Genomic DNA, 25,234 nt, shown 5'->3' on the forward strand with positions numbered 1-25,234 from the left:
CATTGACCATCGGTGTTGACAGATAGCGAAAAAAAGAAGGTTTAGTTCAGGCTCATCGAGACTTGCCGAAGCTCATCAAGATGGTTCTCGACAACGTCACTTCAAGCTCAACTTGGTCGCAAAACCAAGCTGCCTGCATTCGCAGGGCACTGAAGTGTGTCGAGGCGTTCTCTTTTAGAAAGGAGGTGATCCAGCCGCAGGTTCTCCTACGGCTACCTTGTTACGACTTCACCCCAATCATGAATTACACCTTGGGCGGCTGCTCCCTTGCGGTTAGCGCACCGACTTCTAGTGCAACCCACTTTCGTGATGTGACGGGCGGTGTGTACAAGGCCCGGGAACGTATTCACCGTGGCATGCTGATCCACGATTACTAGCGATTCCAGCTTCATGGAGTCGAGTTGCAGACTCCAATCCGAACTGAGGCCGGCTTTTTCCGATTAGCTCCCCCTCGCGGGTTTGCAGCGGTTTGTACCGGCCATTGTAGCACGTGTGTAGCCCTGGACATAAAGGCCATGAGGACTTGACGTCATCCCCACCTTCCTCCCCGTTATCCGAGGCGGTTTCGTCAGAGTGCTCAACTAAATGGTAGCAACTGAAGATAAGGGTTGCGCTCGTTGCGGGACTTAACCCAACATCTCACGACACGAGCTGACGACAGCCATGCAGCACCTATATAGCGGTCTATTGCTAGACGCCGACGTTTCTGCCGGATTCCACTACATTTCGAGCCCAGGTAAGGTTCTTCGCGTTGCGTCGAATTAAACCACATGCTCCACCGCTTGTGCGGGCCCCCGTCAATTCCTTTGAGTTTCAGCCTTGCGACCGTACTCCCCAGGCGGATTGTTTATCGCGTTAGCTTCGACACGGCAGGATTGGGTACCTGCCACATCAAACAATCATCGTTTAGGGCTAGGACTACCAGGGTATCTAATCCTGTTTGCTCCCCTAGCTTTCGTGCATCAGCGTCAGTTATGGTCCAGTGAGCCGCTTTCGCCACAGGTGTTCCTTCCGATATCTACGCATTTCACCGCTACACCGGAAATTCCACTCACCTCTCCCATACTCAAGCCCGGCAGTTTCTTATGCAGACTATGGGTTGAGCCCATAGATTTCACATAAGACTTGCCAAACCGCCTACGCACCCTTTACGCCCAATAAATCCGAACAACGCTTGCCCCCCTCGTATTACCGCGGCTGCTGGCACGAAGTTAGCCGGGGCTTCTTCTATGGGTACCGTCATAATCTTCCCCATCGAAAGGAGTTTACATACCAAGATATTTCATCCTCCACGCGGCGTTGCTGCGTCAGGGTTTCCCCCATTGCGCAAAATTCCCCACTGCTGCCTCCCGTAGGAGTCTGGACCGTGTTTCAGTTCCAGTGTGTCCGTGCGCCCTCTCAGGCCGGATACCGATCATCGCCTTGGTGGGCCATTACCCCGCCAACTAGCTAATCGGCCGCGACCTCCTCCCCAAGCGCATTGCTGCTTTGACTCGTAAGTGTTATGCGGTATTAGCTAAGATTTCTCTCAGTTATTCCCCACTCGAGGGTAGATTAGTCACGTGTTACTCACCCGTGCGCCACTTTACTCAGGTATTGCTACCCTTTCTCGTGCGACTTGCATGTGTTAGGCACGCCGCCAGCGTTGATTCTGAGCCAGGATCAAACTCTCGTTTAATCTTGGTTTGCTTGCCGCACATCGACAGGGGTCGGTGCGGATCAAGCGCCCCCGGTGCTCGAAAACACCCGGAGGTTTATAACTAGTGAGAATGACTAAACCAAATTTCGTATCATCTCACGACTGGCACGTTCAACTATGTTGTCAAAGATCCGAACTGCATCCACCTAAGCGGGCAGCTTTGGATCAAGGACTGAGTCGGCATAAGCCATACTCGTGTCCTCGAACTTGATGCGCTGTTGTCGTCTGTGTTTGCTACCTGCTTCATCTCTCTCGTTAGTTTTTATTAGCCTTGCTTCAGGCTTTCGAGGAGTATTTGAGTAGCGTGTGACGTTTTAGCGAACTTTCTGAGGTTATCAATCTTCATCTCGTATGTCAACTTTATTTTTTACTTTCTTTTGCAAGCTATTCTAAAGAAGGTGAAGATAAGTTGATGTTGTTCGCTCAGCACAAAATATCAAAACATCGTGACGCTCGAAGATGAGCGCGGAGCACTTAGCTCCTGGTAAAAATAAAATCAACTGCAGTGGCTTGGGTTGGATTGCCGGTTAGCTTTTAGGCTTTCAACCGATATCAAACGCTTGGACTGCGCTCCGTCTTCCCTTGTTACTCGCTCTTGTGTTGCCAGAGCCAAGGTGCGAAGCAGTACTACTTACTTCTCAACTAGAGTATCGTGCTTTTCGTCTCCGTGCAAGCTTGATGCTTTCCACTTCGTCTCTTGCCGTATGTCTCTTTGCGACTTCCTGAGGTTACCAGCGACGGAGACTCTGTGCAAGTTCAATGCTGTGAATAACCGGGAGTTCCTGTAGAAAAGTGGGTTTGGCCCAGCAAAGACGGGGTAAGAAATCTTCGATTCTTTACCATGTTGTTTGAAATTACTCCTCGATCTTCGTTTTTGAACCGTGGATACGGGGGATACGGTCTAGAATCGTCCACTATGGAAGCCAATGAAGTCTCAGAGTTTGCCAATCAGATGAAGGAGTCGGGGGAGTCGGGCGAAGAGTCGCTGAAGAGCATCTCGCTTGGCATCTCGATTCTGGCGGTGCTGGTTGCAATGGTCACCGTTCTTGGGCATCGCACGCATACTGAGGCGGTGCTGATGCAGTCTCGCGCGGGCGATCAGTGGAACGAGTACCAGGCGAAGAAGATTCGCATGGATAATCTCTCGGTCACCCTGGATCTGCTGGCGATGGAGCCTACGCTCAACGCTTCTGCTACCGAGACGAAGCGTAAGGAGTACGAGGCTCACATCGAAAAGTGGAAGGAAGATCTGACCGAGGAGCAGAACAAGGCTCGTGAGTTCGAGGCTGAGGTGAGTCACGCGGAGACCAAGGCCTCCCGGTATGACCTGGGCGAGGCGCTGCTGCAGATTGCCGTGGTGCTCTGCTCGATTACGCTGTTCACGCGGAAGCGGGCTTACTTCCTTCTCGGACTTTCACTGGGGGCGGCAGGGATCGTGGTGGCCTGTTCGGCTTTTCTGGTCCGCTAGGTCGACGTATTCGGGTGGCTTTGTTGCGTTGCGCGGGGGGTGGCGGATGCTTCTGCCCTTACTGAGTCCAAGAGGGGTACCCCCCCCCCTTGCCCGCGTGTAACTTATTTATTATCATAGATTTACGGGGATAAAACACTCGTAAATACTTCATAACAAATGAGTTGCGTGCAGATACCTGCAATGAAATGACTTACGGCTAACCAACCCTCTGAAAGAGCGGTATATGGCGTCGTTTTCCGTAACCAGGGAGACTTTGACGGAGTGTCTTAGCATTCCCTCAGCGACTAAAGTCGCGTTGATGCGTTTCGACTTGCCGCGGGACTAAAGTCCTGCCCTTTTAACAACGTGCAGTGAAGCCCCCCGGCCTTTCAAAAGGCGCGGTTTGATCAGAGGCTCCTTGGATTTTTCGTACTAGATCTAGTGTAGCGGATTGGCGGTAACTGATGCGCCATGCTTATGCTACTGATTCTAAGGCGATTGAGTCTGGATGGGGCTTGACAGCAGAATTTGGCAGGAAAATCGCGAAACTACCCAGAAGTGCGATCGCGAGATGAGAGCGAACGCGTAATGCGGGGGAGCTCCACTGCGCTGTTCACAGTGAGACTGTGAACAACTTCGGTCGAGATGACGGTTTTTTTTATGGTTCTAGCAGGTCAAAACGAGCAGCACACCCGGCTGAAACAAACGACTGCAATGTCAACAGCAACGGCAGTGGGCAACGGCGACCGCCAACAGCAACAGCACAACAACAGCAACAGCCAACAGCAGATCCCCTGCGGGGATGACAACAAGAACGATAAAGGCAACTGCAACAGCAACACAACTGCGGGGATTCTTCGCTTCGCTCAGAATGACAACGTACGGCGAGCCACAGCGTGTGGGCGTGCTGTTGAGAGATTGGATCAGCTTGCGTGGGAGTTTAGGAGACGGGCGAGGGTGTAGGCGACAGCGGCTGCGGCTCCACCGATCAGGACGGTCTGTAGAGCGCTGCGCAGCCAGCCAGTGCCCACCAGCTTTCCTTTCAAAGCTCCGAAGACTGCTAGTGCCAATAGCGTGATGACGACGGAGAGCTTCAGTGCAGTGAGGTTGTCGGCGACGAGCATGTAGGGGAGCAGGGGGATAAGGCCGCCAGCGATGTAGGAGATTGCGATGGTGAGGGCGGAGCGGTGGGCGCGGTTTGCGGCAGGTTTTTCGAGGCCGAGTTCGAAACGCATCATGAAGTCGACCCAGGCGGTGGGGTTCTGTTTGAGCGCATTGAGGACTGGAGTTGCGCTGGTACGATCCACGTTGTAGTGCTCGAAGATCTCGTAGATCTCTTCTTCTTCGTCGCGGGTGCGCTCGATGATCTCGCGCTCTTCGCGTTCGCGCTCGGAGACGTAGTGTTCGGCGTCTCCGCGGGCGGCGAGATAGCCGCCGAGACCCATGGCGATGGAGCCTGCGGCTATTTCGGCTAGTCCGGCGAGGACGACGATGTGGGAAGAGGCGACAGCTCCGGAGAGGCCTGCGGCGAGAGCGAAGGGAACGGTAAGACCGTCGGAGAGGCCGATGACGATGTCGCGGACGGCCTCAGTGGATTCGAAGTGGCCTTCGATGTGGGGGCCGTGGCTGTGTGTTGCGTGCGCTACCTCATGCATTGGGGTAGTGTAGTGCAGGTTTTATGCGGGAGGAAGAAGCGTCCGGCTGTAATGGTTGTGCGGGGCATGTTTTTGCAGGCTGCCGGGAGTCTTTCGAGCAACCGAAGCGTCTGTAGGAGCAGGTGACCGTGGCAGAAAGAGCAAAGCGGATGGCGGCATGAGACAGCCGTGGATGGGCCGGTTTGGGACGATGGCGCTGGTGATGGCTCTCGCGGTTATGCCATCCCAAGTGCGCGCCCAGCAGGGGGATGACGAAGGCGAGGGCGGGGTTGTGTTTGCGGGTGGGCAGATGGTTCGGGGAACTGTGACCGCCGCGACTGCGGACCATCTGACGGTGAAGACCGAGGCGGGCGAGGTGTATCAGGTGGTCTTTTCTGCAAATACGCGGGTGAGTAAGGACCGGCAGCCGGTGAAGATTGCGGATATCAAGGCGGGGGATGGGGTGGGGGCGATGGGTGTGCTCGACCCGGCGACAAAGACGGTTCATGCGGTGTTTGTCGGCGTGATGGATGCGGAACAGGTGAAGAAGGCGCGGGAGGGGATGGGCAAGGTCTACATCACCGGAAGGGTGACGGCGATCGACATGGAAGCGCTGAAGCTGACGGTGTTGCGTCCGGATGGTGTGACCCAGGTGATTGGGGTGGATGAGCAGACCTCGTTCAAGCGCGGCGGGCGTGGGATGGGGATACTTGCGAGCGGTGCGGGGGTGACTGAGATGGGTCCGGTGGGTGGAAGAGTGAGCGGCGGAGCGGGATCGGCCAATGGGGCTGGCGAGAGTGCGGGGGGCGCGGGGGGAGAGAGCATTACGCTTGCGGACGTGAAGGTTGGAGATGCGGTCGCCGGACGTGGAGCGCTGAAGAATGGATTGTTTGTGCCTACGGAACTTGGGATCTCGGATGCGGCCGCGATGACGCGGAGGCGACGGCGTGAGTTGAGTGGAAGCGGAGCTGCTGCTCCTGCTGCGGGTGCGGCTCCGGCGAAGCCTGCTGCGGTTCCTCAGTGATGCAGGCGATCTGTTTGACGGTGATGGCGCGAGGCGAGGCAAAGGTGCGGGGATCGATTCGATCAGTGGCGTTGGGTCTGGTGTTGGCTGGGAGTGCGTGGGGACAGGCTGTGCCGCCGGTTCAACCGAATGCGGCTACGCCGGCGCAAGAGGCGACGCCCCCTGCGGCTACGCCGCCTGCCGCGGTTGAATCGAGTGGCGGAACGATCAGCGGAACCGTAAAGGCTGGAGCAGTTCCCTTGCCCGGAGTTGCCGTGACTGCGAGCAATACGCTGACCGGGAAGAGGTATGCGACGACGACCGATGGGAATGGCGCGTTTGCGATGACGGTTCCGCGCAACGGCCGCTATGTGGTGAGGGCTGAGCTGGCCGCGTTCGCAGCGGAGACGAAGGAGGTTTTGATCAACGCTGCCGGGCAGAATGGCGGCAAACCTGCGCAGGTGGCGGAGTTTGGATTGCAGCTGGCCTCGCGGGTGCAGCAGCAGGAGCAGCGCCAGGCTGCGGCGACAAGTGCTGGAGTGATGCGGGGATTGCAGGCCTTGAGTGTGACTGGTGATGCGTCGGGTTCGGCGGATGCAACGGTTGGAGGAGGAGGCGCTGGAGCGCAGCTTCCGTCGCTTGCGGGGATGGGGGGCGGCGAGGCGGCGGCGAGCGATTCGGTGACCGTGAGTGGTGCAGCGGGACAGACAAATGGGCTTGCGGGATACAGCGAAGACGATATTCGGGAGCGGGTGCAGGATGCGATTGCGCAGGCGCAGCGGCAGGGTGGAGCGGTGGGCGATATTGCGAGTTCGGTGGCAGGGATGCTGGGCGGGATGATGGGAGGGGGAGGATTTGGCGGGCCGGGCGGCGGGGGATTCGGAGGTCGCGGTGGCGGCGGCGGGCGTGGTGGTGGCGGCGGTGGGTTTCGCGGGTTCAATCCTACGCAGCCGCATGGAGCGGTGTTCTACCAGGGCGGCAACGGTGCGCTGGATGCAACGAACTTTTCGCTGACGGGAGCGCCGGTGGTGAAGCCGGGTTACAGCACGAACAGATTTGGAGTGAGCTTTGCGGGGTCGCCGTTTATTCCGGGAGTGGTGAAGGCGAGTACGAAGCAGTTCGTCTTCTTCAACGTGACGGGGCAGCGGAATATTACACCCTCGAACCTTTACGGCACGGTGCCGACGCTGGCTGAGCGGAGTGGGGACTTCTCTGCCCTGCTGCAGCCTACGAACGGATTGTCTGCGACGCAGCTCTACAATCCGGCGACCGGCGCGGCGATTCCGGCGAACGTATTTTCAAACGCGGGGCTTAGCGTCTCGCCACAGGCGGCGGCGCTGCTGAACTTTTATCCGGCACCGAATATTGCAACGACGGGGCAGCAGGGGTACAACTACCAGACAATTACGACTGCGGGAAACAACGCGACGACGGCGGCGCTCCGGTACGTGCGGAACTTTGGGCAGAACAATACCTTTGGCGGTGGACGCAGAGAGCAGCAAGGCAGCGGGCCTGCAACGCTGCGGCAGAATATCAACTTCAATGGGAGCTACTCGCACACAGCTGCGGATAATCCGAATATCTTTCTGCCGCTGGGGGGTGCGACGGAGACGAATGGATATGGCGTGACTGCCGGTTACACGATCGGATATGGCAAGCTGACCAACAACGCTTCGATCAACTGGAACCGGTCGCACGCTACGGCGCGGAACTACTTTACGAATGGGAGCGATCCGCTGGATGGTACGGGGATCACGATTCCGAAGCCGGTGATTGGCGGCGATGCGGGGATCTATAACGGCCTGCCAAATGTGAGCGTCTCGAACTTTACCGGGTTGACGCAGGCTCTGCCGAACGATGCGGTGAATCAGACGATCTCATTCTCGGACTTTATGAGTTACAGATACAAGAAACACAGTATGCGGTATGGATTTGATATTCGGCGAGTGCATGCGGATACGGTGGGTGGGACGAATGTGGTGGGATCGTTCACGTTTACCGGATATGCGACGCAGAATCCGGTGAGTGCGTGTACGTCGTCCTCGACGGTGACTTGCCCGGTGGTGGCGCCGAGTGGATATGGGTTGGCTGATCTTCTGCTGGGGCTGCCGCAGCAGTCGGCGATCCAGGCGGCGACGCAGAAGACCTATCTGCGGGCGAATGTCTTTGACTGGTATGCGCAGGATGATTGGCGGGTGTTGGCGAATCTGACTTTGAACTATGGACTGAGGTATGAGTATTTTTCGCCTTATGTGGAGAAGGATAATCGGCTGGTGAATCTGGATCACAATGCGGATTTTACGGTGGTGACGCCGGTGTGTCCGGTGGCGATTGCGGGGGCATGCGGGGCGGGGACGGTGCGGTCGCTGGTGAATCCGGATAGGAATATGTACTCGCCGCGGCTGGGGTTTGCGTATCGGCCGAAGCTGAAGATCTTCAAAGATACGGTGGTGCGTGGGGGGTATGGGATCAACTTCAACACGGGGCAGTATGCGACGGTGGCGAGGAATCTTTCCGCGCAGGTGCCGTTTGCGTTGACGCAGACGAACGTGGTGGGGCAGACGGGATGCACTCCGGGGACGCTGACGCTGGCGAATGGGTTCGGCTGCTCGACGACGCCGGTGCAGAACAACTACGCGGCTAATCTGGATTATCGACTGGGGCATGTGCAGGTGTGGAACGTGGATATTCAGCGGACGTTTCCGCTGGGGATTGTGGCGAATGTTGGATACAACGGAGCGAAGGGTGGGGAGCTGGATATTGTGCGGGCACCGAACCGGACGGCGACGGGTGTGCTGAATCCTGGGGCGCAGCCGTTCAATTATGAGGATTCGCTGGGGTTTTCGCGGTTTCAGCAGTTGAGCGTGAATGTGCGGAAGCGGCTGCAGAAGGGGGTTTCGCTGCAGGCGACGTATCACTATGGGCACTCGATCGATAACGCTTCGTCGATTGGCGGGACGACAGTGGTTCCTGCGCAGAACGATAAGGATTTGAATGCGGAAGAGGGGAACAGCTCGTTCGATGTGCGGCACCAGGTGACGGGAAACTGGGTGCTGGAGCTGCCGTTTGGGCCGAACCGGGCTTTCTTTACGAAGGGGGGATTCTGGTCGCGGGCGCTGGATGGGTTCTCGCTGTCGGGGGACTTTACGTTTGCTTCGGGGACTTACTTCACGCCGCACTATGTTTCGACGGTAGCGGAGACAGCTACGGGGACCAACAATACGCTGCGGCCGGACAGGGTTTTTTCGCAGCCGATTCCTGGGCAGGGGACGATCTTGAACTGGTTCAATGCGGCGGCGTTCGCGGCTCCGGCGAACGGGTATGGGACGGCGTCGCGCGGGTCGATTGAGGGGCCGGGGATTGCGGTTGCGGATGCTTCGCTGTCGCGAACGGTGGCACTGGGCGAGACGCGGTCGTTTGAGGCGAGAGTGACAGCGACGAATGTCTTCAACACGGTGCAGTACTCGGGGATCGATACGACACTGAACTCGCAGACGTTTGGGCAGGTGACCTCGGCGGCGACGATGCGGCGGTTGACGGTGCTGGCGCGGTACCGGTTTTGATATTGAGGGGCGAGGCTATGAGTTTGCGACTAGCGGCTAACTTGCGACAAGCGGTGACCTGGCGTGGAATTGTAGCTGCGATGCTGGTCGGCGTGGTTGCCGGGATGCCTGTGGCGGGTGGGTGGGCGCAGCAGCCGGACCAGTCGGGTGGATTTACGCTGAAGGTGCAGAGCGATATTGTGCTGACCAACGTGATAGTGCGGGACAAGAAGACGGGCGAGGTTGTGAAGGGACTGAAGGAGAGCGACTTTACGATTCTGGAGAATGGGAAGCCGCAGAAGATTGCCAGCTTCGACTATCAAAATGTGGATGAAGCCGCGGTGCTGCGGGAGAAGTCGACCGTGATAGGAAAAGCTTCGATCGCGGACTTGGTCAATGGGGAGTTTGCGTCGAATCCAGCTACGCTGCGGGATCATCGGCTGATCGTGATGTTCTTCGATTTGAGCAGTATGCAGCCGGAGGATATCGACCGGGCGGTGGAGTCGGCACAGGACTTCGTGAACAAGAAGATGCAGCAGGCGGACCTGGTGGCGCTGGTGAGCATGGCTACCGGCCTGAGCATGGATCAGGACTTTACCTCGGATAAGGCGGCGCTGCTCAAGGGGTTGGGCAAGTACAACGGAACCGAGGGGACGGGTTTCGCGAACGGCAATGAAGGGGGCAACTCAGGCGGGACGGCGGATGATGCTTCGAGTTTTAGCTCCGATGACAGCGAGTACAACGCACTGAATACGGATCGTGAGCTGTATGCGATTCGAACGATTGCGAAGAGTCTTGAGAGGGTCGATCAGCGAAAGAGCCTGTTGTACTTCAGCGGTGGGCTGACGCGGCAGGGGATCGAAAACCAGGCGAGTATGCGGGCGGCTACGAACGAGGCTGTGAAGGCCAACATGGCCATCTACAGTGTGGACTCGCGTGGGTTGGAGGCTCTGCCGCCGGTGGGAAATGCCTCGACGGGTAGCCTGCGTGGGACGGCGGCTTACAGCGGCGGCGCGATGCAGAGCCAGTTGGATGCGAACTTCGGCTCGCAGGAGACGCTGGCGACGCTCTCTTCCGACACGGGCGGGAAGGCGTTCTTCGATTCGAACGACTTTGCGCCGGCGTTTCAGCAGGTGCAGCATGATACGGAGGCTTACTACATCGTTGGGTTCCGCTCGACCAATACGGCGCGGGATGGAAGCTTCCGGCACCTGACGGTGAAGTTGAATCGCAGCGATGTAAAGCTCGACTACCGCCCGGGCTACTACGCCCCTGCCGACTTTCAGCACCAGAAGACCCAGGACCGGGAGCAGGCTTTGATGGAGGAGTTGCGGAGCGATCTTCCGGCGACCGATGTTGCGGTGTATCTGCAGGCGTTGTACTTCAGGATGGCGGAGAACAAGTTTTTTGTTCCGGTATCGCTGATCATTCCGGGGTCGCAGATCCATAGTGTGAAGAACGGCGACCGGGATAAAGCCAATATCGATGTGATCGGGCAGGTGAAGAACGCCGAGGGCATTGTTGTGGGGAACGTTCGCGACACGGTGAAGCTGGCGCTGGATGCGGCGCAACAGGTCCAGCAGAAGAAGATTCAGTATTCGACTGGATTCACGCTGGCTCCCGGAAGATACCACCTGAAGTTTGTGGTGCGGGAGAACCAGACGGGCGCGATGGGCAGCTTTGAGACCGACCTGCAGGTGCCTGATCTGAAGAAGATTCCACTAAAGCTGAGTTCGATTGTGCTGTCGAGCCAGCGGGTGCCGAACACGGCCAAGAAGGTCTCGAGTCCCCTGGTGCGGGACGGAGTGGAGTGGATTCCGAATGTTCCCCATGTGTTTCGGCAGGACCAGCACCTCTACTTTCTGTACGAGGTGTACGATCCGGCGAAGGAGAAGAGTGCTGCGGAGCCCTCGAGTTCTCCCGGGTTAACGCGGCGCGAGGGCGGCCCGGTACGGGTGTTGACCAGCATTGAGTTTCTGATTGGCGGCGTGAAAGTGTATGAAACGCCGCTGGTTGAGGCCAAAACGGTGAATGTCCCCGAGCGAGGCGCCGTGGCGTTCCAGTTCGATGTGCCGCTGACTCCGTTGAAACCTGGGACCTATATCTGCCAAGTAAACGTGATCGATGATGCTGGCGGAAGCTTCAGCTTTCCCCGGATGGCGATGCGAGTGGAGCCGGGGACGGCGCCTGTGGTGGCTCCCGCAACCTCTGCATCCGCGCCGGTCTCCCCTGGTGGTCCTATCAAACCGGAGTGAAGTGGCTATTGACAGTGTTAAATCCTGAGGCCGATGATGATGGCGAATTCGTGAGGTCCTCTTATGAGACCGCAACTTCGCTTGACTCTTCTTCTCCCAGTTCTTGGTTTAGCGCTTTCCAATCCTCCCCTGACGTCGCAGAAGCTTTCGCCTGCAGCCACCCCTGATGCCCAGCGCGATCTACGCCACCAAAGCGCCGACTGGTTCGCCATCGAACCTCATCTTCCCGATCCGGCGACTGCGAGCCCGCAGAAGCTGGAGATCGCTGCGGACGTTCTACGGGCGCGACGTTTTCCGGAAGATGCGCTGGTCTATTACGGATATGCGCTGCAGCGCGGCGGACCGGAGCAGGAGTTGCTCATCCGAATGGGCGTAACTGAGCTTGACCTGCGACATATAGCAGTTGCGCGCACTTATTTTCTGCGGGTGGTTCATCTACAAAAGAAAAACTCACAGGGATGGAACAATCTTGGCGCGGCCGAATATATAGATGGGCGCTATGGGACGGCAATCTCCGACTACAGCAAGGCCATAAAGCTGGATAGGAAATCGGCGATCTATCACTCCAATCTAGGAACCGCATACTTCGAAGAGAAGAGCTTCGAGAAGGCGCGACAACAGTTCGATATCGCGCTGACGCTAGATCCGGATATGATGCAGCATCACGGAGCAAGTGGGATTGAAGCTCATATGCTCTCGCCGGCGGATCATGCTCATTATTGCTTCGAGATAGCGCGACTCTATGCTCATCGCGGCGATGAAGAGGATATGCTTCGCTACCTTACGCTCGCCAGCGAAGGTGGATACGACGTGTTGGGATCGATGGGTTCCGACGAAGTGTTGGCGAAGTATCGCAAAGATCCGCGCGTGATAAGCCTGGTGAAAAATGCGAATGCTCTGCGAAACGCGAAGACGTCGGTCGCGGATGCGCGAAGCGGCGGTGTACCGCCACTGTTGCCGCAGGTTCCCAACTGATTGCATTACTTATAGGGGCAGTGACGACAATCTGAGTTACAGCAGTAGCCGCGCCTGAGATGGTAGGCAGCGGTAAACACGAGGTATGGACCCTCGTAGTAGAAGTCTTCGGGCAGGAGCTCCTTAGGCGCGTCGTCCGCGGGTGGAACAGGCGGTGGAATGACGGCGGGTTTGATGGAGTCCTGCATGGATGACATGATCCTAGACCAGTGTCCTAGATCAATATCCTAGACCCGTTTGAAGACCTGCGGGTCGGGCCGCCGCAGGAGTTCTTTTTTAAAGAGAGTCTGGTATGGGCGAGTGGCAGGTTCGAATCGACTGACTTGAGGTCGTCGGTGTTATTTGGTGGCGTCCTGAGCGAGGCGGAGTCCGGAGAACTGCCAGCGCGTTGCGGGTGAGAAGAAGTTTCGGTACGTGGCACGGATGTGGGTGGCTGGCGTGACACAGGATCCTCCTCGGAGAATGACCTGGGAGGACATGAACTTGCCGTTGTACTCGCCGAGCGCGCCGGGAAGGGGCTTGTAGCCGGGATAGCCGGTGTAGCCACTGGCGGTCCACTCCCAGACATCGCCGAAGATCTGCTGCAGGCCGGGGAGGGCAGATGCAGGGGTTGGATGGAGGTTTCCGGTCTCCAGGAGATTGGCTTGAATGGCAGGGATGGCGGCGAGGCTCTGCGCGGGGTCCGGCTGGTAGGTGAGGAGCGCGGGCTGCGAGTTGATCTCTTTACGCTGGAGACCGAGCTGGCTGACGGCGTGCTCCCACTCGAACTCGGTGGGGAGACGGTGGCCCACCCACCGGGCGAAGGCGTCGGCTTCGAAGAAGCTGAGATGGCAGACAGGGGTCTCGCTGAGGTCGTCGAGCGAGCGGAAGCCGTGCATGGTGTAGATGGACCAGCCGGAGTTGGTCTCTTCGTCGCGGCGCCAGTAGAGGGGGGCCTGCCAGTTTTCTGCACGGTTAGTGGTCCAACCCTCGGAGAGCCAAAGCTCGGGGCGGTTGTAACCGTTCTGGTCGATGAAGGCGAGGTAATCGGCGCAGGTGACAAGACGCGTGGCGAGGCGATAGGGCGCGAGATAGACGGGGTGGCGGGGGGTCTCGTTGTCAAAGGCGAATGCGGAAACGGACTGGATTGGGTCAGTGGGATCGAGTTTGAAGCCGATTTCGGTGATGCCTCCAGCGAAGTCGATCCAGTCCAGAGGCGGGGCGATGACGTCGAGCTTCTGCTTCGCGGGTGACTCGAGGTAGGGAGGATGGAGCGGGTTGGTGAAGAGAGCGTGCTTGATGTCGGTGGCGATGAGCTCCTGGTGCTGCTGCTCATGCTCGAGGCCGAGAGCGATGCGGCGCGCAGCTTCGTCTTCAAGGGGATGCTGCAACAAGGAAGCCATGGCTGCGTCTACGTGGGTGCGGTAGGCGAGGATGGAGTCGAGTGGGGGGCGGGAGAAGGAGGCGCGAAGTTTTTTTTCCGGCATCTCTCCGAGCGAGTTGTAATAGCTGTTGAAGAGCCAGTGAAAGTCAGGATGGAAGGGCTGGTAGCCGGCAGCGAACTCGCGGAGAACAAACGTCTCGAAGAACCAGCTGGTATGGGCCAAATGCCACTTGACCGGACTGGCCTCAGAAGAGGACTGGACCATCATGTCTTCTGGAGATAAGGGACTACAAAGATGCTTGCTCGCCAGACGAACGGCTTGGTATCGCGCGAGAAGCGATGCTGCAGTGGCGGTGGTTTCAGCTGTCTGAGACATATTCTTCTCGCTTCACGAAGAGATCGAGGATGGTTATGTGATGCCCTGTAGGACTGCGAAGTTGCCGAAAAGTTACGTTGGGCCGGTGATCCGTGTGCGCTGAAAGGGGCTTCCTTCGCAGCTTCAAATGCTGCTTTACGGCTTGTTGATCACACCAAGATCGATCATGCCATTCACAAAGTACTGCACCGCGAGAGCCACCAGCAACAGACCCATGATGCGGACCAGAATCCTGACGCCAGTATCTCCCAGAGCGCGGGCCACCCGGTCGGAGTTTCCGAGGACCAGATAGCAGATCGCCGCTGTGATAAAGATTGCAAGCAAGATAATGGCGATCTTCTGCCAGCTCGACTGTGCCTGGCCAACCAGTACCATCACGCTGGTAATGGAGCCTGGACCCGCGAGCATTGGAATGCCAAGCGGGACGATACCGGCGTCTTCTTTCTGCGCGGCTTCGGTGGTCTCCTCGGTTGACTCCTGCGTGGGCGAGCGCTTGGCTTCGAGCATGTCCAGGCCGATGAGCAGGAGGATGATGCCGCCAGCGATCTCGAAGGCCGGAAGCGTGATGCCGAACATCCTGAAGATGTACTGCCCCGCCACGGCGAACGCGCTGAGCACGACCAGTGCGGTGACCGACGCTTTCCAGGCCATCTTTCGTCGACGCGCCGCATCCGCACCCTCTGTCACCGCGAGAAAGGTGGGCAGAGCGGCAAACGGGTCGACGAGAAAGAAGATGGAGCTGAGCGCGAGAACAGAAAACTGCACGTACGCCGAGTGCTCCAGCCCCGCGAGGCTGACGGCATGGGGATTGAACATCACTCTCTATTCTCCCATGCCGGGCAGCCGTTATAATGATGCTTCAGCGCCTAGGAGCGTACGAATGCCCATACAGACCACCACGAACATCTGGCACAACGGGAGCCTGATTCCCTGGGACAAAGCCCAAATTCACGTTATGTCCCACGTCGTCCACTACGGCTCGTCAGTCTTTGAGGGCATCCGCTGCTACGCCCAGCCGAACGCCAACAGCATCTTCCGCCTGCCGGAGCACATGGCTCGGCTGGTCGATTCGGCCAAGATCTACCGAATGCCGCTTCCCTACACGGTGGAACAGCTCTCGACCGCAGTGATCGATGTGGTGGAAGCCAATGGTGTCGCTCCATGCTACATACGCCCGATCGCCTTCCGCGGGTATGGCGAGCTTGGCGTCAATCCGCTGAAGTCGCCCGTCGAGGTTTACATTGCGAACTACCCATGGGGCAAGTACGTTCCGGGCACCTCCGGAGCCGATGTCTGCGTGTCGAGCTGGAGCCGGCTTGCTCCGAATACGATGCCGACGCTCGCCAAGGCCGGTGCGAACTACATGAACTCGCAGCTGATTCGCATGGAGGCCGAGATCAACGGCTACTCCGAGGGCATTGGCCTCGATACGAATGGCTACCTCTCCGAAGGATCGGGTGAGAACCTGTTCCTGGTGCGTGGTAGCGTGCTCTACACCACCCCCTTGGCGAACTCGGTGCTGAACGGCATCACCCGTAGCTCCGTTCTCACCCTGGCCAAGCAGCTCGGTATCGAAGTGGTCGAGCAGGCACTTCCCCGAGAGATGCTCTACATCTGCGATGAGGCGTTCTTTACTGGTACTGCTGCCGAGGTGACCCATCTCCGTTCGGTTGATCGGATTATGGTGGGCGACGGCACGATGGGTCCGATCACCAAGGCGCTGCACGATGAGTTCTTCGGCATCGTCCACGGCACACTGCCCGACCGCCATAATTGGCTGACGCCGGTAAATGTGAAGGCCGGCGAACCGGTCGGCGTATAAGCAACTGAAAATGTCACGAATAGAGAAGAGGCAGCCATAGCGGCTGCCTCTTTCTTGTGTGTGCGGTCCCCTCGCGTTTGTTTTGGCCTTGGATAACCGAAACATACCATGACGGTGTGCAGGCTCCGGCTACTGCGTGATCCTGTCGCCGTGGCTCGGTGGCTGGCTTGTGACGAGGATGCGGGTGGGGGTCGAACCGCAATTGAAGACCTGATGCTGCTGGCCGGGAGAGACCTCGACACCTGTGCCAGCTTGCAGGACGAAGTTGCTCTGCTCCACTTCAACGGTCAGTTCTCCTTCAAGAACGTAGAAGAACTGGCGGGATCGGATGTGACGGTGTCGAACCTCACTTGTGCCAGGTGGCATGAGTTCTTCAATGATGCTGAGATCGGTTGTTCTGACGAGATGCCAGCCGTCGCAGCCTTCTCCCCATTGGTAGTGTTCGGCGGTCTGCGGGCTGACAATCTGAGTCATCGAGAGGATCGTTGCGCTCTGGTTGCGAGTTAGTTAGGGCTTTTTGGAACGTTTCGCATTCCGAGGACATGGAAGTCCTTGAGGCCGCCCTTAAGAACGTAGACGAGCGCGTTATTTCCATTTGGATCGGTCGGTCGCAGGAAGAAACCAGACTCGAGCACGAAGTCCCGAGTGTTGCTGATGATGCCCTCGATCATCTCGCCGTCGTAGAAGTAGACGCGCACCCACAGGCCAGGTACGACAGGCGCATGCTCGTGAAAGTGGAGAGCCCTGTGGCGCAGATCGCCGTCGAAGGTTTTGACGAAAAAAACGGCCTTCGCATCCTTGGTGGGGACATCTTCTACTACGTCCGAGTCAAGTAGCTTCAACCGGATCGAGTCCAGGGGATAGACGGGATCGTTGCGTAGAAGCTGTTCGATCGAACCAAGCTCCTGGGGTTCCGCGAGACCGCGAACTGCATGGTTCTCGTAGCGGACGACGACACGATACGCGTCGGATGGCTCTTTTTCGGCGACCTGGGATCTGGTTGAGGACCTTACGATGCGTGGTTGTTCCGCGGCGACAGGTCGTACTGCTTGATCTTGTACAGGAGCGCCTTGTAGCTGATTTGCAGATCGTTTGCCGCGGCCTTCCTGTTCCATCCAGTTCCCTCCAGTACCTGTGCAATTGCCGTCGACTCCGCATCCCCCTTAAGGTTGCGGACCATCGCCTTGAGCCCGGCGCCGTTTGGCGCCTCCTGGGCTGCTGCTACTGTAGCTGCTCCCCCCTGATAGACGGTAGAGGGGGAGAGCTCGTCGACGATGGATCTCTCTTCGCCAAGCACCAGGTAACGGTTGACTACATTTTCCAACTCGCGCAGGTTGCCCGGCCAGGAGTGCTCGGACAGGGCGTTCAGCAGGTTCTGCGAGAAGGGGAGCGGATCGCGGCCGTACCGCTTGGCCCCCTTGCGCATGAAGTACTCCGACAGTACGGGAATCTCCTCGCGGCGCTCTCGCAACGGCGGAATGCTGAGGGTAAATCCATTGAGACGATAGTAAAGATCTTCGCGGAAGGTCTTGTTGGCCATTGCCTCCTTCATATTAATGTTGGTGGCTGCAATCACGCGGACGTCTACCTTCATCGGCGAGCGGCTGCCCAGACGGGAGAAGGTTCCGTCCTGCAGGACCTGCAACAGCTTGGCCTGGAGGATAGCGGGCATCTCGCCAATCTCGTCGAGAAAGATCGTTCCGCCGGTGCAGACCTCGAACTTGCCGGGCTTAGTCTTCACCGCGCCGGTAAAAGCTCCCTGCTCGTAGCCGAAGAGTTCGCTCTCCAGCAAGTCGGCCGGGACTGCCGCACAGTTGACCTTGAGAAAGATGTTCTGGCTGCGGGCCGACATCTTGTGGGTGTAGAGGGCGAGGATCTCCTTACCGGTCCCGCTCTCTCCCAGAATCAGGAGTGGAATGTCCGCGCGGGCTACCAGGGCGGCCTGAGCCTCAAGTTCGCGCATCCTCTTGCTGGACCGCACGAAGGAGTGGCTCTCGTTGAGCGGGATCTCCTTCAGGGCGTCGGCGACGGGAATCTTCTTTTCGGCAGAGGCCAGGTGTTCCTCAATGGCCTGCTCGACATCGCTGCCGGTAAACGGCTTCATGACAATGGCACGGACGCCCAGGCGAATGACCATCTCCAGATCGCGGAGTTCGGCGGAGCACGACAGGACAACTACCGCGAGATTCGGCTTGGTGCAACGAATATGGGTGAGCAGAGGCAGCGGGTCGCGATTGGTGTGCAGGGCGAGCAAAAGCAGATCCGGCTGCTCGGCCTTGTCCAGGCGCTCGAGCAGGGTCTGCTCGTCAGAGAAGAGACTGAGCGAGTACCGGGTGCCGAGGGTGGACCGTAGATAATCCAGAACGGCGAGATCCGGCTCCAGAATTAGAATCTGGGCACGCGTTCGCGTATTGGGCTTCAAGGCAGGGACGGGATAAGAAAGCGCAGCTGACATACAAAGTACCTCAAGTTGCAGGTGTGGACTGTCTCCCAAACCTGCGGTGATCCTGAACCCGGTTGGCCCCCCAGGGTCAGACTGTACTCAATCCAGACAGTTGCCAAAAAGCGGATGGGGTCATCCGAACCACCCGCGCCAGCAGATTCTAGCTCTACTAACACAACATTTGCACAAAAATGTTACGAACTTTGCCGACAAAAGAGATAAAGGTTTACCACTCTCCTATCGAGTAGGCATAGCTTACATGGTACTGGCATCAGTAAAACGAAAAAAATGTGAACTTTTTTTTGCGGGTTACTTTGGTGAAGGGCCGCCCGGTGACCTCAAAATTCAATGGAAAAGCGCCACTTCAATCCAATTTTGGGGTTTGCCCGTATATTTCGCTTTTCGGTTGAGCCCGGGAAATCCTCATTGTTTCTCCCCGGTGTCCTGGAAATGGCGCTTGACGTGCAGTGTGAAGGATATTGCAAACTTGCGGTTTCTGCACAACGCCGATAGGAAAAAATGACCTTGGATCATCACGCCGAATCCGCCGCCTCTCTTAACTTGCCACCTCTTGAGATCTTTTTTGGCAAGACAGCTGTTATGCAGGCGGTTCGAAATAAGTTGGAGCGAGTCGCCGAAACCGATGTCCCCGTGCTGATCCAGGGGGAGAGCGGAACCGGCAAGGAGATTTGCGTGCGTCTGCTGCATGCCTTCTCTCTGCGGGCCAAAGGCTCTCTGGTCAAAGTAAGCTGTCCGGCGATCCCTCACTCGCTGCTCGAAACCGAGCTTTTCGGTTACGAAAAGGGCGCTTTTACAGGCGCTATGTCCACAAAGCTGGGGCGCGTCGAACAATCTCACAATGGCACGCTATTTCTGGATGAGGTCGGAAGCCTTGATTTGGGAGTTCAATCGAAGCTCCTCCAAGTTCTGCAGGACGGAACCTTTGTCCGCGTGGGTGGCCACGAACCGAGAAGCATTGTAACCCGGCTGGTCTCAGCTTCCAACACGGACCTTCGCAGCCAGGTCGAGGATGGAAGCTTCCGCCTGGACTTCCTCTTCCGTATCAATGCGGTCACGATTAACTTGCCTCCGTTGCGCCAACGGATCGCCGACCTGCCTATCCTGATCGATTACTTTATCGACCACTATGCAAAGATCTTCCACAATGCACCGGAATTACTCTCTAAGAGCGCGGTCCGCCTGATGCAGAACTATCACTGGCCGGGAAATATCCGCCAGCTGGAGAACCTCATCCGCAGCTATGTGCTGATCGGCAGCGAGGAGGCGTTGGTCGCGGAACTTATGCCCGAGACTCCGCGCGGAGGCATCACTACCGATATCGACCTCAGCGAACCAATCTCCCTGAAGAACATTACCAAGAAGGCGACTCAGGACCTCGAGCGGCAGATCATTTTGAAAGTTCTGCAGGAGAATAGCTGGAATCGCCAGAAGACGGCGAAGTGGCTTCAGATCAGCTATCGGTCTCTGTTGTACAAGCTGAGCGAGGTGGGCATGCCTGAGGTTCCGCCGCGGCCTCTGCGGATCCCCCACTTGGTGAAGAAAGAAGAGCGGACACTGAAGCCTGCACTCTCCTCGCGGACGCGCATCTATTGATGCTGCCTCCTCAGGTGAACTGCTTCTGATTCGCATTCGGTTGAGTTTAGTAAAAGATTTACTGCCGAACGGTTTACTGCGCTTTGTACCAAGAACGAAGCCTGTTCCGGGGACCACGATTCGCGCGGTCACTTCGTGACTTGTATACTTTTTTTCGTGAGGATAGATGTGCGCCGGTCCTCGGGTTGGTCGGAAAGAGTAAGGCTTGTTGTCTGTGACAGGAGCTACTGCGCGCCCTGTCGCCGGATGATCGTCTTGATCGTCTCGAACATGATCAACAGATCGAGCCCCAGCGTCATGTGCTTGATGTAATAAAGATCGAACTCCAGCTTTTCGCGGCTCTCTGCCAGCGTCGCCCCATAGCCATAACGCACCTGCGCCCAACCCGTTAGACCAGGGCGGATCATGTGGCGAAGGTTGAAATACGGAATCTGTTCGGTGAGCCACGGCACGAACTCTGGCCGCTCTGGGCGTGGACCGACAAAGCCCATATCGCCGCGAAGTACATTCCAGAGCTGAGGGACCTCATCGAGCCGGGTCTTACGCATAAACATGCCAACGCGGGTCACGCGCGGATCGTTCTTGGTCGCCCACTTTGCTCCGGCGACCTCTGCATCGGTTCGCATCGTACGAAATTTGTAGACAGTGAAGTTCTTTCCGCCGAGACCTACCCGTGTCTGCCGGAAGAAGATCGGGCCGGGGGAGGACAGCCGCACCATCAACACGACGATGGGGAAGAATGGTAGGAAGAGAAGCAGACCGACCGCGGCTGTCAGCGTCGAGACTATCCGCCGGGCAATCTGCTGGGATGGCTTCACGCGAAAGCCTTCGCTGTAGATGAAGCTGCTCGGATGAAGACCATCGAGATGCAGCTTGCCGGTAAGCCGCTCCAGCAGGGATCCAGCATCTTCGATGACAACTCCGTTGAACCGAAGCTTCAGCAACTCTCGGACGGGAAACTCGCCGCGACGATCTTCAATGGCAACGATGACACGATCGACGGGCGGTCTGGGTACGGAGAATCTCTCCAGGGCAATGTGGATAGCCTCTTTGCGCTGGTCGCGGTCGGTGACGACGCCATCCCAGCCCAGGACCTCCATGCCCGCGTCTTTGCGAGCTTCGAGCAGGTTGACGATAGTCTGGGCACGTTCGCCTGCACCAAGTACATAAACCCGCTCTCGGAACATCTCCCGACCGATGATCCACTCGTATGCGCTGCGCCATGCTACCAGTGCCAGGGTGAGGAAGATCAGGCCAAGCAGCAGAACATAGTGGGCGATGTCGGCTGCGGGAAAGAGATAGATGATCGCCGAGAGCAGAAACGATAGGAAGCCAAGGACCAGGAGCAGGCGAAAGTAGATCTCCCAGCTTGCAGAGATGCGCTGCGGCTCGTACAGATCGAAGTAGTAAGAGGAGAGCAGCGTCAGGATGGTCAGGCCAAGAATCTTCAGGCCGCCGTTCTCATAGTTCAGAACGAGATAGGTATCCGGCCCCAGCAGCAGCACCGTCGCCAGCAGGAAGCAACCACTCACAATCAGCGCTTCGCACAACAGGAGAACGATGGTACGCGTGGGATAATACACGTTGAAAAGCCGGATCATCGGGTCTTTCGCTCCCTCTTACGGTTTGGCGGCATCGTATCCATAGTAGCTGCCGACCTGGGGCGCTTCCTGCACAGCGTTCAAGACAAACCCCAGGATGTTTGAGGCTTTCAACTCACTCTGAGCGCGTTGCGCAACCGGAAACTTCGTCTGTCCACTGCGCGCCACCAGCAGAACGCCATCACAGGCGCGGGCCAGGTTGACGGCATCGGAGACGGGCAGGACGGGCGAAGAGTCGACGATGATCCAGTCGAAGTGCGGCGCCGCCAGTCGAATCAGTTCTTCGAAGCGCGGGCTGCCGGAGAGATCTGCGGCCTTATCGCCGCCATTGCCGCCGGCAATAAAGGTCAGGTTCTGCGTGATTGCGGCAGTTCCCGAGGTCATTCCCTCAAACGGCTCCGAACGCTGCATCACCTCCGCCAGACTCGCCTTGCCAGCAAGATAATCCGCGAGGCCGGGATGCGACTCACATCCGAGAAATTGATGGAGCGTGTAGCGCCGCATGTCGCCGTCGATCAGCAACACCTTGCTGCTCTTGTGCCGTGCCAGGCTCAATGCGAGATTAGTCGAGATGAAGCTCTTGCCCTCTTGTGGGAGGCCGCTGGTCACCATGATGCTCTTGAGCGGGGTGATGTCGCGGAGTTCGAAGATTCGAGAGCGAAGGCTACGAAACTGCTCGACTGCAGGACCCCGTTCCAGCAGGGAGGGTAGACGCTCAAGAGACAGAGCCCACGGGCGGACGGGAATCTTACTAACATCAAGCGCATTTGGATCCACCCGAACAGGTGGCTGGACCGGCGAGGGTCTCGTCTCAACATAAGGCTCAACGGCCGAAGTAAAACTCGACTGCTCTTCCTCGGCTGTGGCCACGGCGGTCGCATAAATGGCGGAGTGGACCGACTGCTCTGGAGTGCGCGGCTCCGGTTCGCGCCGCTCCGGTTCGCGCCGCTCCAACTTGCGCTCGGACTCTGCCTTCTGGAGTGCTTCGTAGATGCGGCTCATCGATTGTGCCCTCCCGGCTCTCTGTTGAAAGCAGCCATAAAGTTATCTTCCTTCGAGTTCTGTTTGTCGCCGTTGCCGAGGGCAGCCGATGACATCATGAACGGCTGCACCTCCAGCTCAAGCTCTGCGGCTACACCTTCGACAATAGTCCCGGTTACCTGCTGCACTTGTTCGACATACGCGACGATCAGCGAGTGCTCGCACAATAGGTTGATGATGCGCGGAATTCCCCGGCTGGCACGATGAATCAGATCAAGCGCCTCGATCGAAAAAAGCGGCCAGCTTGCACCCGCGATCCTGAGGCGTTCGGCTACATAAGCGTGGGTCTGGCTCTCAGTCAGAGCCTGCGTACGGCACCATAGCGAGACTCTCTGGCGGAGCTGCCTCACACTGGGGTGGCGAAGCTTCTCGTCTAGCTCCGGCTGCCCGGATAGCACGATCTGCAACAGCTTTTCTGAGGAGGTTTCAAGATTGGTCAGCAGTCTAATCTCCTCCAACAGCTCCCAAGAGAGGTTCTGCGCCTCATCGACGACCACCACACAGGTCTCCTCCATGCGGAAGCGTTCGATCAACCAGCGATTCAACTGCAGCAGCATGCCCGATTTGGTTCGCGTCGCCGGCACAATGCCGAAGTCTGTGAGCACAAACTCAAGGAAGTCCAGCACGTCCAGACGTGGGTTGAAGACGAAGGACGTCGAGACCTTGCGGCCGCTGAACGAGCTCAGCGCTCGGCGCAGCAGCGTCGTCTTGCCGGTGCCCACTTCGCCCGTCAGGACTGTAAAACCCTTGCGTGCGGAGATACCGTACTCCAGGCAGGCGAGCGCCTCCCGGGTGTGCGGCATCATGTAGAGAAACCGAGGGTCGGGACTAGTTCCGAAGGGGCTACTCTGAAGTTTGAAGAAGGTGTTATACATCTCAGCCCCCCGCATTCATCAACGGCTTGCTGCCTGAGGTTACGTCCGGGCTGCGACGACCGAACAGGCTTCGTTTCGTGACCACCGGCTCCCCTTCGCCGGCAAAGCCAATGACGCCGAGGGTTGGCAGCTTGGTAAACGCCCAGATATCGCGCTCGTTTCGAACGGCCGTATCCAGATACTCGAGCAAGGCTATGATGAACAAGCCTAATCCCAAGCCGACCGCGAAGCCTCCCAGAGCGAAGACTGAGCGCTTTGGGAAAGCGGGTTCTTCAGGAAGATTAGGTTCATCCATGACTCGGAACTGCTCTCCTTGCTGCCGACGTTCCAAGTCGGTTGCCATCTTGGATTGATTCAGTTTGTTGAGCAGATCGTCGTAGAACGCCTGCGCAGTGCTGGTGTCGCGCGTAATGCTCTTGTACTCCTCCTCCACGGCGGGACTGGAGGCGACGCGATCCTGATAGGTCCTAAGCTCGGCTTGAACCGCGGCCTGATCACGCTTCTTCTGCGCAATCCCCTGTTCCATTGCACGCAGTTGAGCGCGCATCTGCTGTACGCTGAGAGAGTCGGTCGGCTTAGGAGCCGAGGAAAGTGGCGCCGCGGATGCGGCGGGGGCCTGAGCCATCTTCTGCTCCAACTCCTTAATCTTTCTCCTCACCGTCACGACATCCGGATAGTCATCGGTGTATCGTGCCGTGAGCTCAGACTCCTGCGCTTCAAGCTGCTGCAACTCCAGTAGTTGAGTCTGCGGCGCCGGGGCTCCACGCTCTGTCGACTGCGACTGTTGGGCCTGCTGCAGAGACAACATCGATTCGGTATAACTCTTATCCTGCTCCATGCGGGCCAGTGCCTGGGTCGCGGCATCCAGCTGTGTATTCAAGGTGGTCAGCATGTTCATATTCGACGTCTCTGCGCCCGGCAGCTTGCCCATGTAAGTCTGCTGAAACTTGGCGAGTCTGGCATCCTGCTCGTCCAGCTTGGCCTTAGCATCCGCCAGCTGACTCTTCAGAAACTCGGTTGTTCCTGCTGCCGATGCTGCCCGGTCGCTGAGGTTTTCACTGACGAAGAGCGACTGAATCTCCCCGCAGACCAACTGGGCCGTGCGCGCGTCATTCGCCTTGAAGGAGATGAAGAATCCCGGCAGACCGTTCGTTCGCGCAATCTCCGATTGAATAGGCGTGATCCCGATGTTTTTGCGGGTCAGATCGATGCGCTCGTCCATCGACAGCTTTCCATTCGCGAAGAGGTTGAAGCGTTCGATGATTGGCTGCAGCCGGGACCGACTCAAGATCTGTTCCTTCATGGAGGCCAGCCGTCCGCTCAGGTCCTCGGTGACGACGGCCTTGACGTAAGATTCGGGAACCTTCTGCTGCTCCACCAGAACCAGCGTCTGCGAAATATACTGTGCCTGCACCAGAAACGTGAGAGCGAACCCAACGATAGGAAAGATAATCGCCGGGATCGCAAGGATCCACCATCTTCGTTTCAGAATGGTGAGGTAGTCCTGCACCGTCAATGCGCGATGGCCAAGCATGATGACT

At 57.8% G+C, this 25,234-nt stretch carries 19 protein-coding genes and 1 rRNA gene; 8 read left to right on the forward strand and 12 right to left on the reverse strand.

The annotated features are described in order from the left end of the window. Positions 1-178 precede the first annotated feature (178 nt). Positions 179-1,678: ribosomal RNA gene (locus tag HDF08_RS14685) — 16S ribosomal RNA — on the reverse strand. 937 nt (positions 1,679-2,615) lie between these two features. Here HDF08_RS14685 and HDF08_RS14690 point away from each other — a divergent pair. Together HDF08_RS14690 and HDF08_RS14695 are read left to right on the forward strand one after the other, a co-directional pair. Further along, positions 2,616-3,167, forward strand: coding sequence for a DUF4337 domain-containing protein (locus tag HDF08_RS14690; protein ID WP_179639372.1), 552 nt, complete (start codon positions 2,616-2,618; stop codon positions 3,165-3,167). A 696-nt stretch (positions 3,168-3,863) separates the two neighbouring features. Beyond that, positions 3,864-4,112: a hypothetical protein gene (locus HDF08_RS14695; RefSeq protein ID WP_179639373.1), complete on the forward strand. Its 249-nt coding sequence runs from the start codon at positions 3,864-3,866 to the stop codon at positions 4,110-4,112. On the opposite strand, the gene HDF08_RS14700 is transcribed toward HDF08_RS14695, so the two are convergent. Further along, the gene (locus HDF08_RS14700) at positions 4,073-4,804 is read right to left on the reverse strand and encodes a VIT1/CCC1 transporter family protein (protein ID WP_179639374.1); all 732 of its coding nucleotides are present in this window, start codon (positions 4,802-4,804) and stop codon (positions 4,073-4,075) included. The genes HDF08_RS14695 and HDF08_RS14700 overlap by 40 nt on opposite strands. Positions 4,805-4,961: 157 nt before the next feature. Here HDF08_RS14700 and HDF08_RS14705 point away from each other — a divergent pair, with 157 nt between their 5' ends. The 4 genes from HDF08_RS14705 to HDF08_RS14720 all read left to right on the forward strand — a co-directional run bounded on the left by HDF08_RS14705 (position 4,962) and on the right by HDF08_RS14720 (position 12,558). Then, a complete protein-coding gene (locus tag HDF08_RS14705) occupies positions 4,962-5,807 on the forward strand; it encodes a hypothetical protein (protein WP_179639375.1) in 846 nt (281 codons plus the stop codon). Then, the gene (locus HDF08_RS14710) at positions 5,807-9,349 is read left to right on the forward strand and encodes a TonB-dependent receptor (RefSeq protein WP_257031155.1); all 3,543 of its coding nucleotides are present in this window, start codon (positions 5,807-5,809) and stop codon (positions 9,347-9,349) included. Before HDF08_RS14705 ends, HDF08_RS14710 begins: the two co-directional genes overlap by 1 nt. A gap of 17 nt (positions 9,350-9,366) precedes the next feature. Continuing rightward, on the forward strand, positions 9,367-11,583 hold the full coding sequence (locus HDF08_RS14715; RefSeq protein ID WP_179639376.1) for a VWA domain-containing protein: 2,217 nt from the start codon (positions 9,367-9,369) through the stop codon (positions 11,581-11,583). An 81-nt stretch (positions 11,584-11,664) separates the two neighbouring features. Then, the gene (locus tag HDF08_RS14720; protein ID WP_257031156.1) at positions 11,665-12,558 is read left to right on the forward strand and encodes a tetratricopeptide repeat protein; all 894 of its coding nucleotides are present in this window, start codon (positions 11,665-11,667) and stop codon (positions 12,556-12,558) included. A gap of 5 nt (positions 12,559-12,563) precedes the next feature. On the opposite strand, the gene HDF08_RS14725 is transcribed toward HDF08_RS14720, so the two are convergent. The 3 genes from HDF08_RS14725 to HDF08_RS14735 all read right to left on the reverse strand — a co-directional run bounded on the left by HDF08_RS14725 (position 12,564) and on the right by HDF08_RS14735 (position 15,113). Then, entirely contained in the window at positions 12,564-12,755 is a 192-nt protein-coding gene (locus HDF08_RS14725) for a DUF5522 domain-containing protein (protein ID WP_257031157.1), read from the reverse strand. 141 nt (positions 12,756-12,896) lie between these two features. After that, positions 12,897-14,297 carry an ergothioneine biosynthesis protein EgtB gene (egtB, locus tag HDF08_RS14730; RefSeq protein ID WP_179639378.1) on the reverse strand — a complete coding sequence of 467 codons (1,401 nt, stop codon included), beginning with the start codon at positions 14,295-14,297 and terminating at the stop codon, positions 12,897-12,899. Positions 14,298-14,432: 135 nt separating this feature from the next. Further along, positions 14,433-15,113: a MarC family protein gene (locus HDF08_RS14735; RefSeq protein ID WP_179639379.1), complete on the reverse strand. Its 681-nt coding sequence runs from the start codon at positions 15,111-15,113 to the stop codon at positions 14,433-14,435. Between the two features lie 64 nt (positions 15,114-15,177). Between HDF08_RS14735 and HDF08_RS14740 the strand changes: the two genes are divergently transcribed. After that, the gene (locus HDF08_RS14740) at positions 15,178-16,119 is read left to right on the forward strand and encodes a branched-chain amino acid transaminase (RefSeq protein ID WP_179639380.1); all 942 of its coding nucleotides are present in this window, start codon (positions 15,178-15,180) and stop codon (positions 16,117-16,119) included. A 129-nt stretch (positions 16,120-16,248) separates the two neighbouring features. Here HDF08_RS14740 and HDF08_RS14745 read toward each other — a convergent pair whose 3' ends face one another. The 3 genes from HDF08_RS14745 to HDF08_RS14755 are packed head-to-tail and all read right to left on the reverse strand — an operon-like array spanning position 16,249 to position 18,574. Further along, positions 16,249-16,593 carry a cupin domain-containing protein gene (locus tag HDF08_RS14745; RefSeq protein ID WP_179639381.1) on the reverse strand — a complete coding sequence of 115 codons (345 nt, stop codon included), beginning with the start codon at positions 16,591-16,593 and terminating at the stop codon, positions 16,249-16,251. A gap of 29 nt (positions 16,594-16,622) precedes the next feature. Continuing rightward, on the reverse strand, positions 16,623-17,234 hold the full coding sequence (locus HDF08_RS14750; protein WP_179638961.1) for a DUF6982 domain-containing protein: 612 nt from the start codon (positions 17,232-17,234) through the stop codon (positions 16,623-16,625). Continuing rightward, on the reverse strand, positions 17,129-18,574 hold the full coding sequence (locus HDF08_RS14755) for a sigma-54-dependent transcriptional regulator (protein ID WP_179639382.1): 1,446 nt from the start codon (positions 18,572-18,574) through the stop codon (positions 17,129-17,131). The genes HDF08_RS14750 and HDF08_RS14755 overlap by 106 nt, the downstream gene beginning before the upstream one ends. A 507-nt stretch (positions 18,575-19,081) precedes the next feature. Here HDF08_RS14755 and HDF08_RS14760 point away from each other — a divergent pair. Continuing rightward, positions 19,082-20,176 (forward strand): sigma 54-interacting transcriptional regulator, encoded by a 1,095-nt coding sequence (locus tag HDF08_RS14760; RefSeq protein WP_179639383.1) that lies wholly within the window; start codon positions 19,082-19,084, stop codon positions 20,174-20,176. Between the two features lie 224 nt (positions 20,177-20,400). Here HDF08_RS14760 and HDF08_RS14765 read toward each other — a convergent pair whose 3' ends face one another. The 4 genes from HDF08_RS14765 to HDF08_RS14780 are packed head-to-tail and all read right to left on the reverse strand — an operon-like array spanning position 20,401 to position 25,227. Further along, positions 20,401-21,777, reverse strand: a complete 1,377-nt coding sequence (locus HDF08_RS14765) for a TIGR03013 family XrtA/PEP-CTERM system glycosyltransferase (RefSeq protein ID WP_179639384.1) — start codon at positions 21,775-21,777, stop codon at positions 20,401-20,403. Positions 21,778-21,795: 18 nt separating this feature from the next. Next, positions 21,796-22,779: a CpsD/CapB family tyrosine-protein kinase gene (locus HDF08_RS14770; protein ID WP_179639385.1), complete on the reverse strand. Its 984-nt coding sequence runs from the start codon at positions 22,777-22,779 to the stop codon at positions 21,796-21,798. After that, positions 22,776-23,693, reverse strand: coding sequence for an ExeA family protein (locus HDF08_RS14775; protein ID WP_179639386.1), 918 nt, complete (start codon positions 23,691-23,693; stop codon positions 22,776-22,778). Before HDF08_RS14775 ends, HDF08_RS14770 begins: the two co-directional genes overlap by 4 nt. A 1-nt stretch (position 23,694) precedes the next feature. After that, positions 23,695-25,227, reverse strand: a complete 1,533-nt coding sequence (locus HDF08_RS14780; protein WP_179639387.1) for a GumC family protein — start codon at positions 25,225-25,227, stop codon at positions 23,695-23,697. Positions 25,228-25,234: the final 7 nt, after the last annotated feature.

Source organism: Tunturiibacter empetritectus (assembly GCF_013410875.1).
In the GTDB taxonomy this organism is placed as follows: Bacteria; Acidobacteriota; Terriglobia; order Terriglobales; family Acidobacteriaceae; genus Edaphobacter; species Edaphobacter empetritectus.

Excerpts from the sequence above, each read along its gene's own strand:
- HDF08_RS14690 (WP_179639372.1), top strand. The coding sequence starts at position 2,616 with ATGGAAGCCAATGAAGTCTCAGAGTTTGCCAATCAGATGAAGGAGTCG.
- HDF08_RS14695 (WP_179639373.1), top strand. The coding sequence starts at position 3,864 with ATGTCAACAGCAACGGCAGTGGGCAACGGCGACCGCCAACAGCAACAG.
- HDF08_RS14700 (WP_179639374.1), bottom strand. The coding sequence starts at position 4,804 with ATGCATGAGGTAGCGCACGCAACACACAGCCACGGCCCCCACATCGAA.
- HDF08_RS14705 (WP_179639375.1), top strand. The coding sequence starts at position 4,962 with ATGAGACAGCCGTGGATGGGCCGGTTTGGGACGATGGCGCTGGTGATG.
- HDF08_RS14710 (WP_257031155.1), top strand. The coding sequence starts at position 5,807 with ATGCAGGCGATCTGTTTGACGGTGATGGCGCGAGGCGAGGCAAAGGTG.
- HDF08_RS14715 (WP_179639376.1), top strand. The coding sequence starts at position 9,367 with ATGAGTTTGCGACTAGCGGCTAACTTGCGACAAGCGGTGACCTGGCGT.
- HDF08_RS14725 (WP_257031157.1), bottom strand. The coding sequence starts at position 12,755 with ATGTCATCCATGCAGGACTCCATCAAACCCGCCGTCATTCCACCGCCT.
- egtB (WP_179639378.1), bottom strand. The coding sequence starts at position 14,297 with ATGTCTCAGACAGCTGAAACCACCGCCACTGCAGCATCGCTTCTCGCG.
- HDF08_RS14735 (WP_179639379.1), bottom strand. The coding sequence starts at position 15,113 with ATGTTCAATCCCCATGCCGTCAGCCTCGCGGGGCTGGAGCACTCGGCG.
- HDF08_RS14740 (WP_179639380.1), top strand. The coding sequence starts at position 15,178 with ATGCCCATACAGACCACCACGAACATCTGGCACAACGGGAGCCTGATT.
- HDF08_RS14745 (WP_179639381.1), bottom strand. The coding sequence starts at position 16,593 with ATGACTCAGATTGTCAGCCCGCAGACCGCCGAACACTACCAATGGGGA.
- HDF08_RS14750 (WP_179638961.1), bottom strand. The coding sequence starts at position 17,234 with ATGGAACAGGAAGGCCGCGGCAAACGATCTGCAAATCAGCTACAAGGC.
- HDF08_RS14755 (WP_179639382.1), bottom strand. The coding sequence starts at position 18,574 with ATGTCAGCTGCGCTTTCTTATCCCGTCCCTGCCTTGAAGCCCAATACG.
- HDF08_RS14760 (WP_179639383.1), top strand. The coding sequence starts at position 19,082 with ATGACCTTGGATCATCACGCCGAATCCGCCGCCTCTCTTAACTTGCCA.
- HDF08_RS14765 (WP_179639384.1), bottom strand. The coding sequence starts at position 21,777 with ATGATCCGGCTTTTCAACGTGTATTATCCCACGCGTACCATCGTTCTC.
- HDF08_RS14770 (WP_179639385.1), bottom strand. The coding sequence starts at position 22,779 with ATGAGCCGCATCTACGAAGCACTCCAGAAGGCAGAGTCCGAGCGCAAG.
- HDF08_RS14775 (WP_179639386.1), bottom strand. The coding sequence starts at position 23,693 with ATGTATAACACCTTCTTCAAACTTCAGAGTAGCCCCTTCGGAACTAGT.
- HDF08_RS14780 (WP_179639387.1), bottom strand. The coding sequence starts at position 25,227 with ATGCTTGGCCATCGCGCATTGACGGTGCAGGACTACCTCACCATTCTG.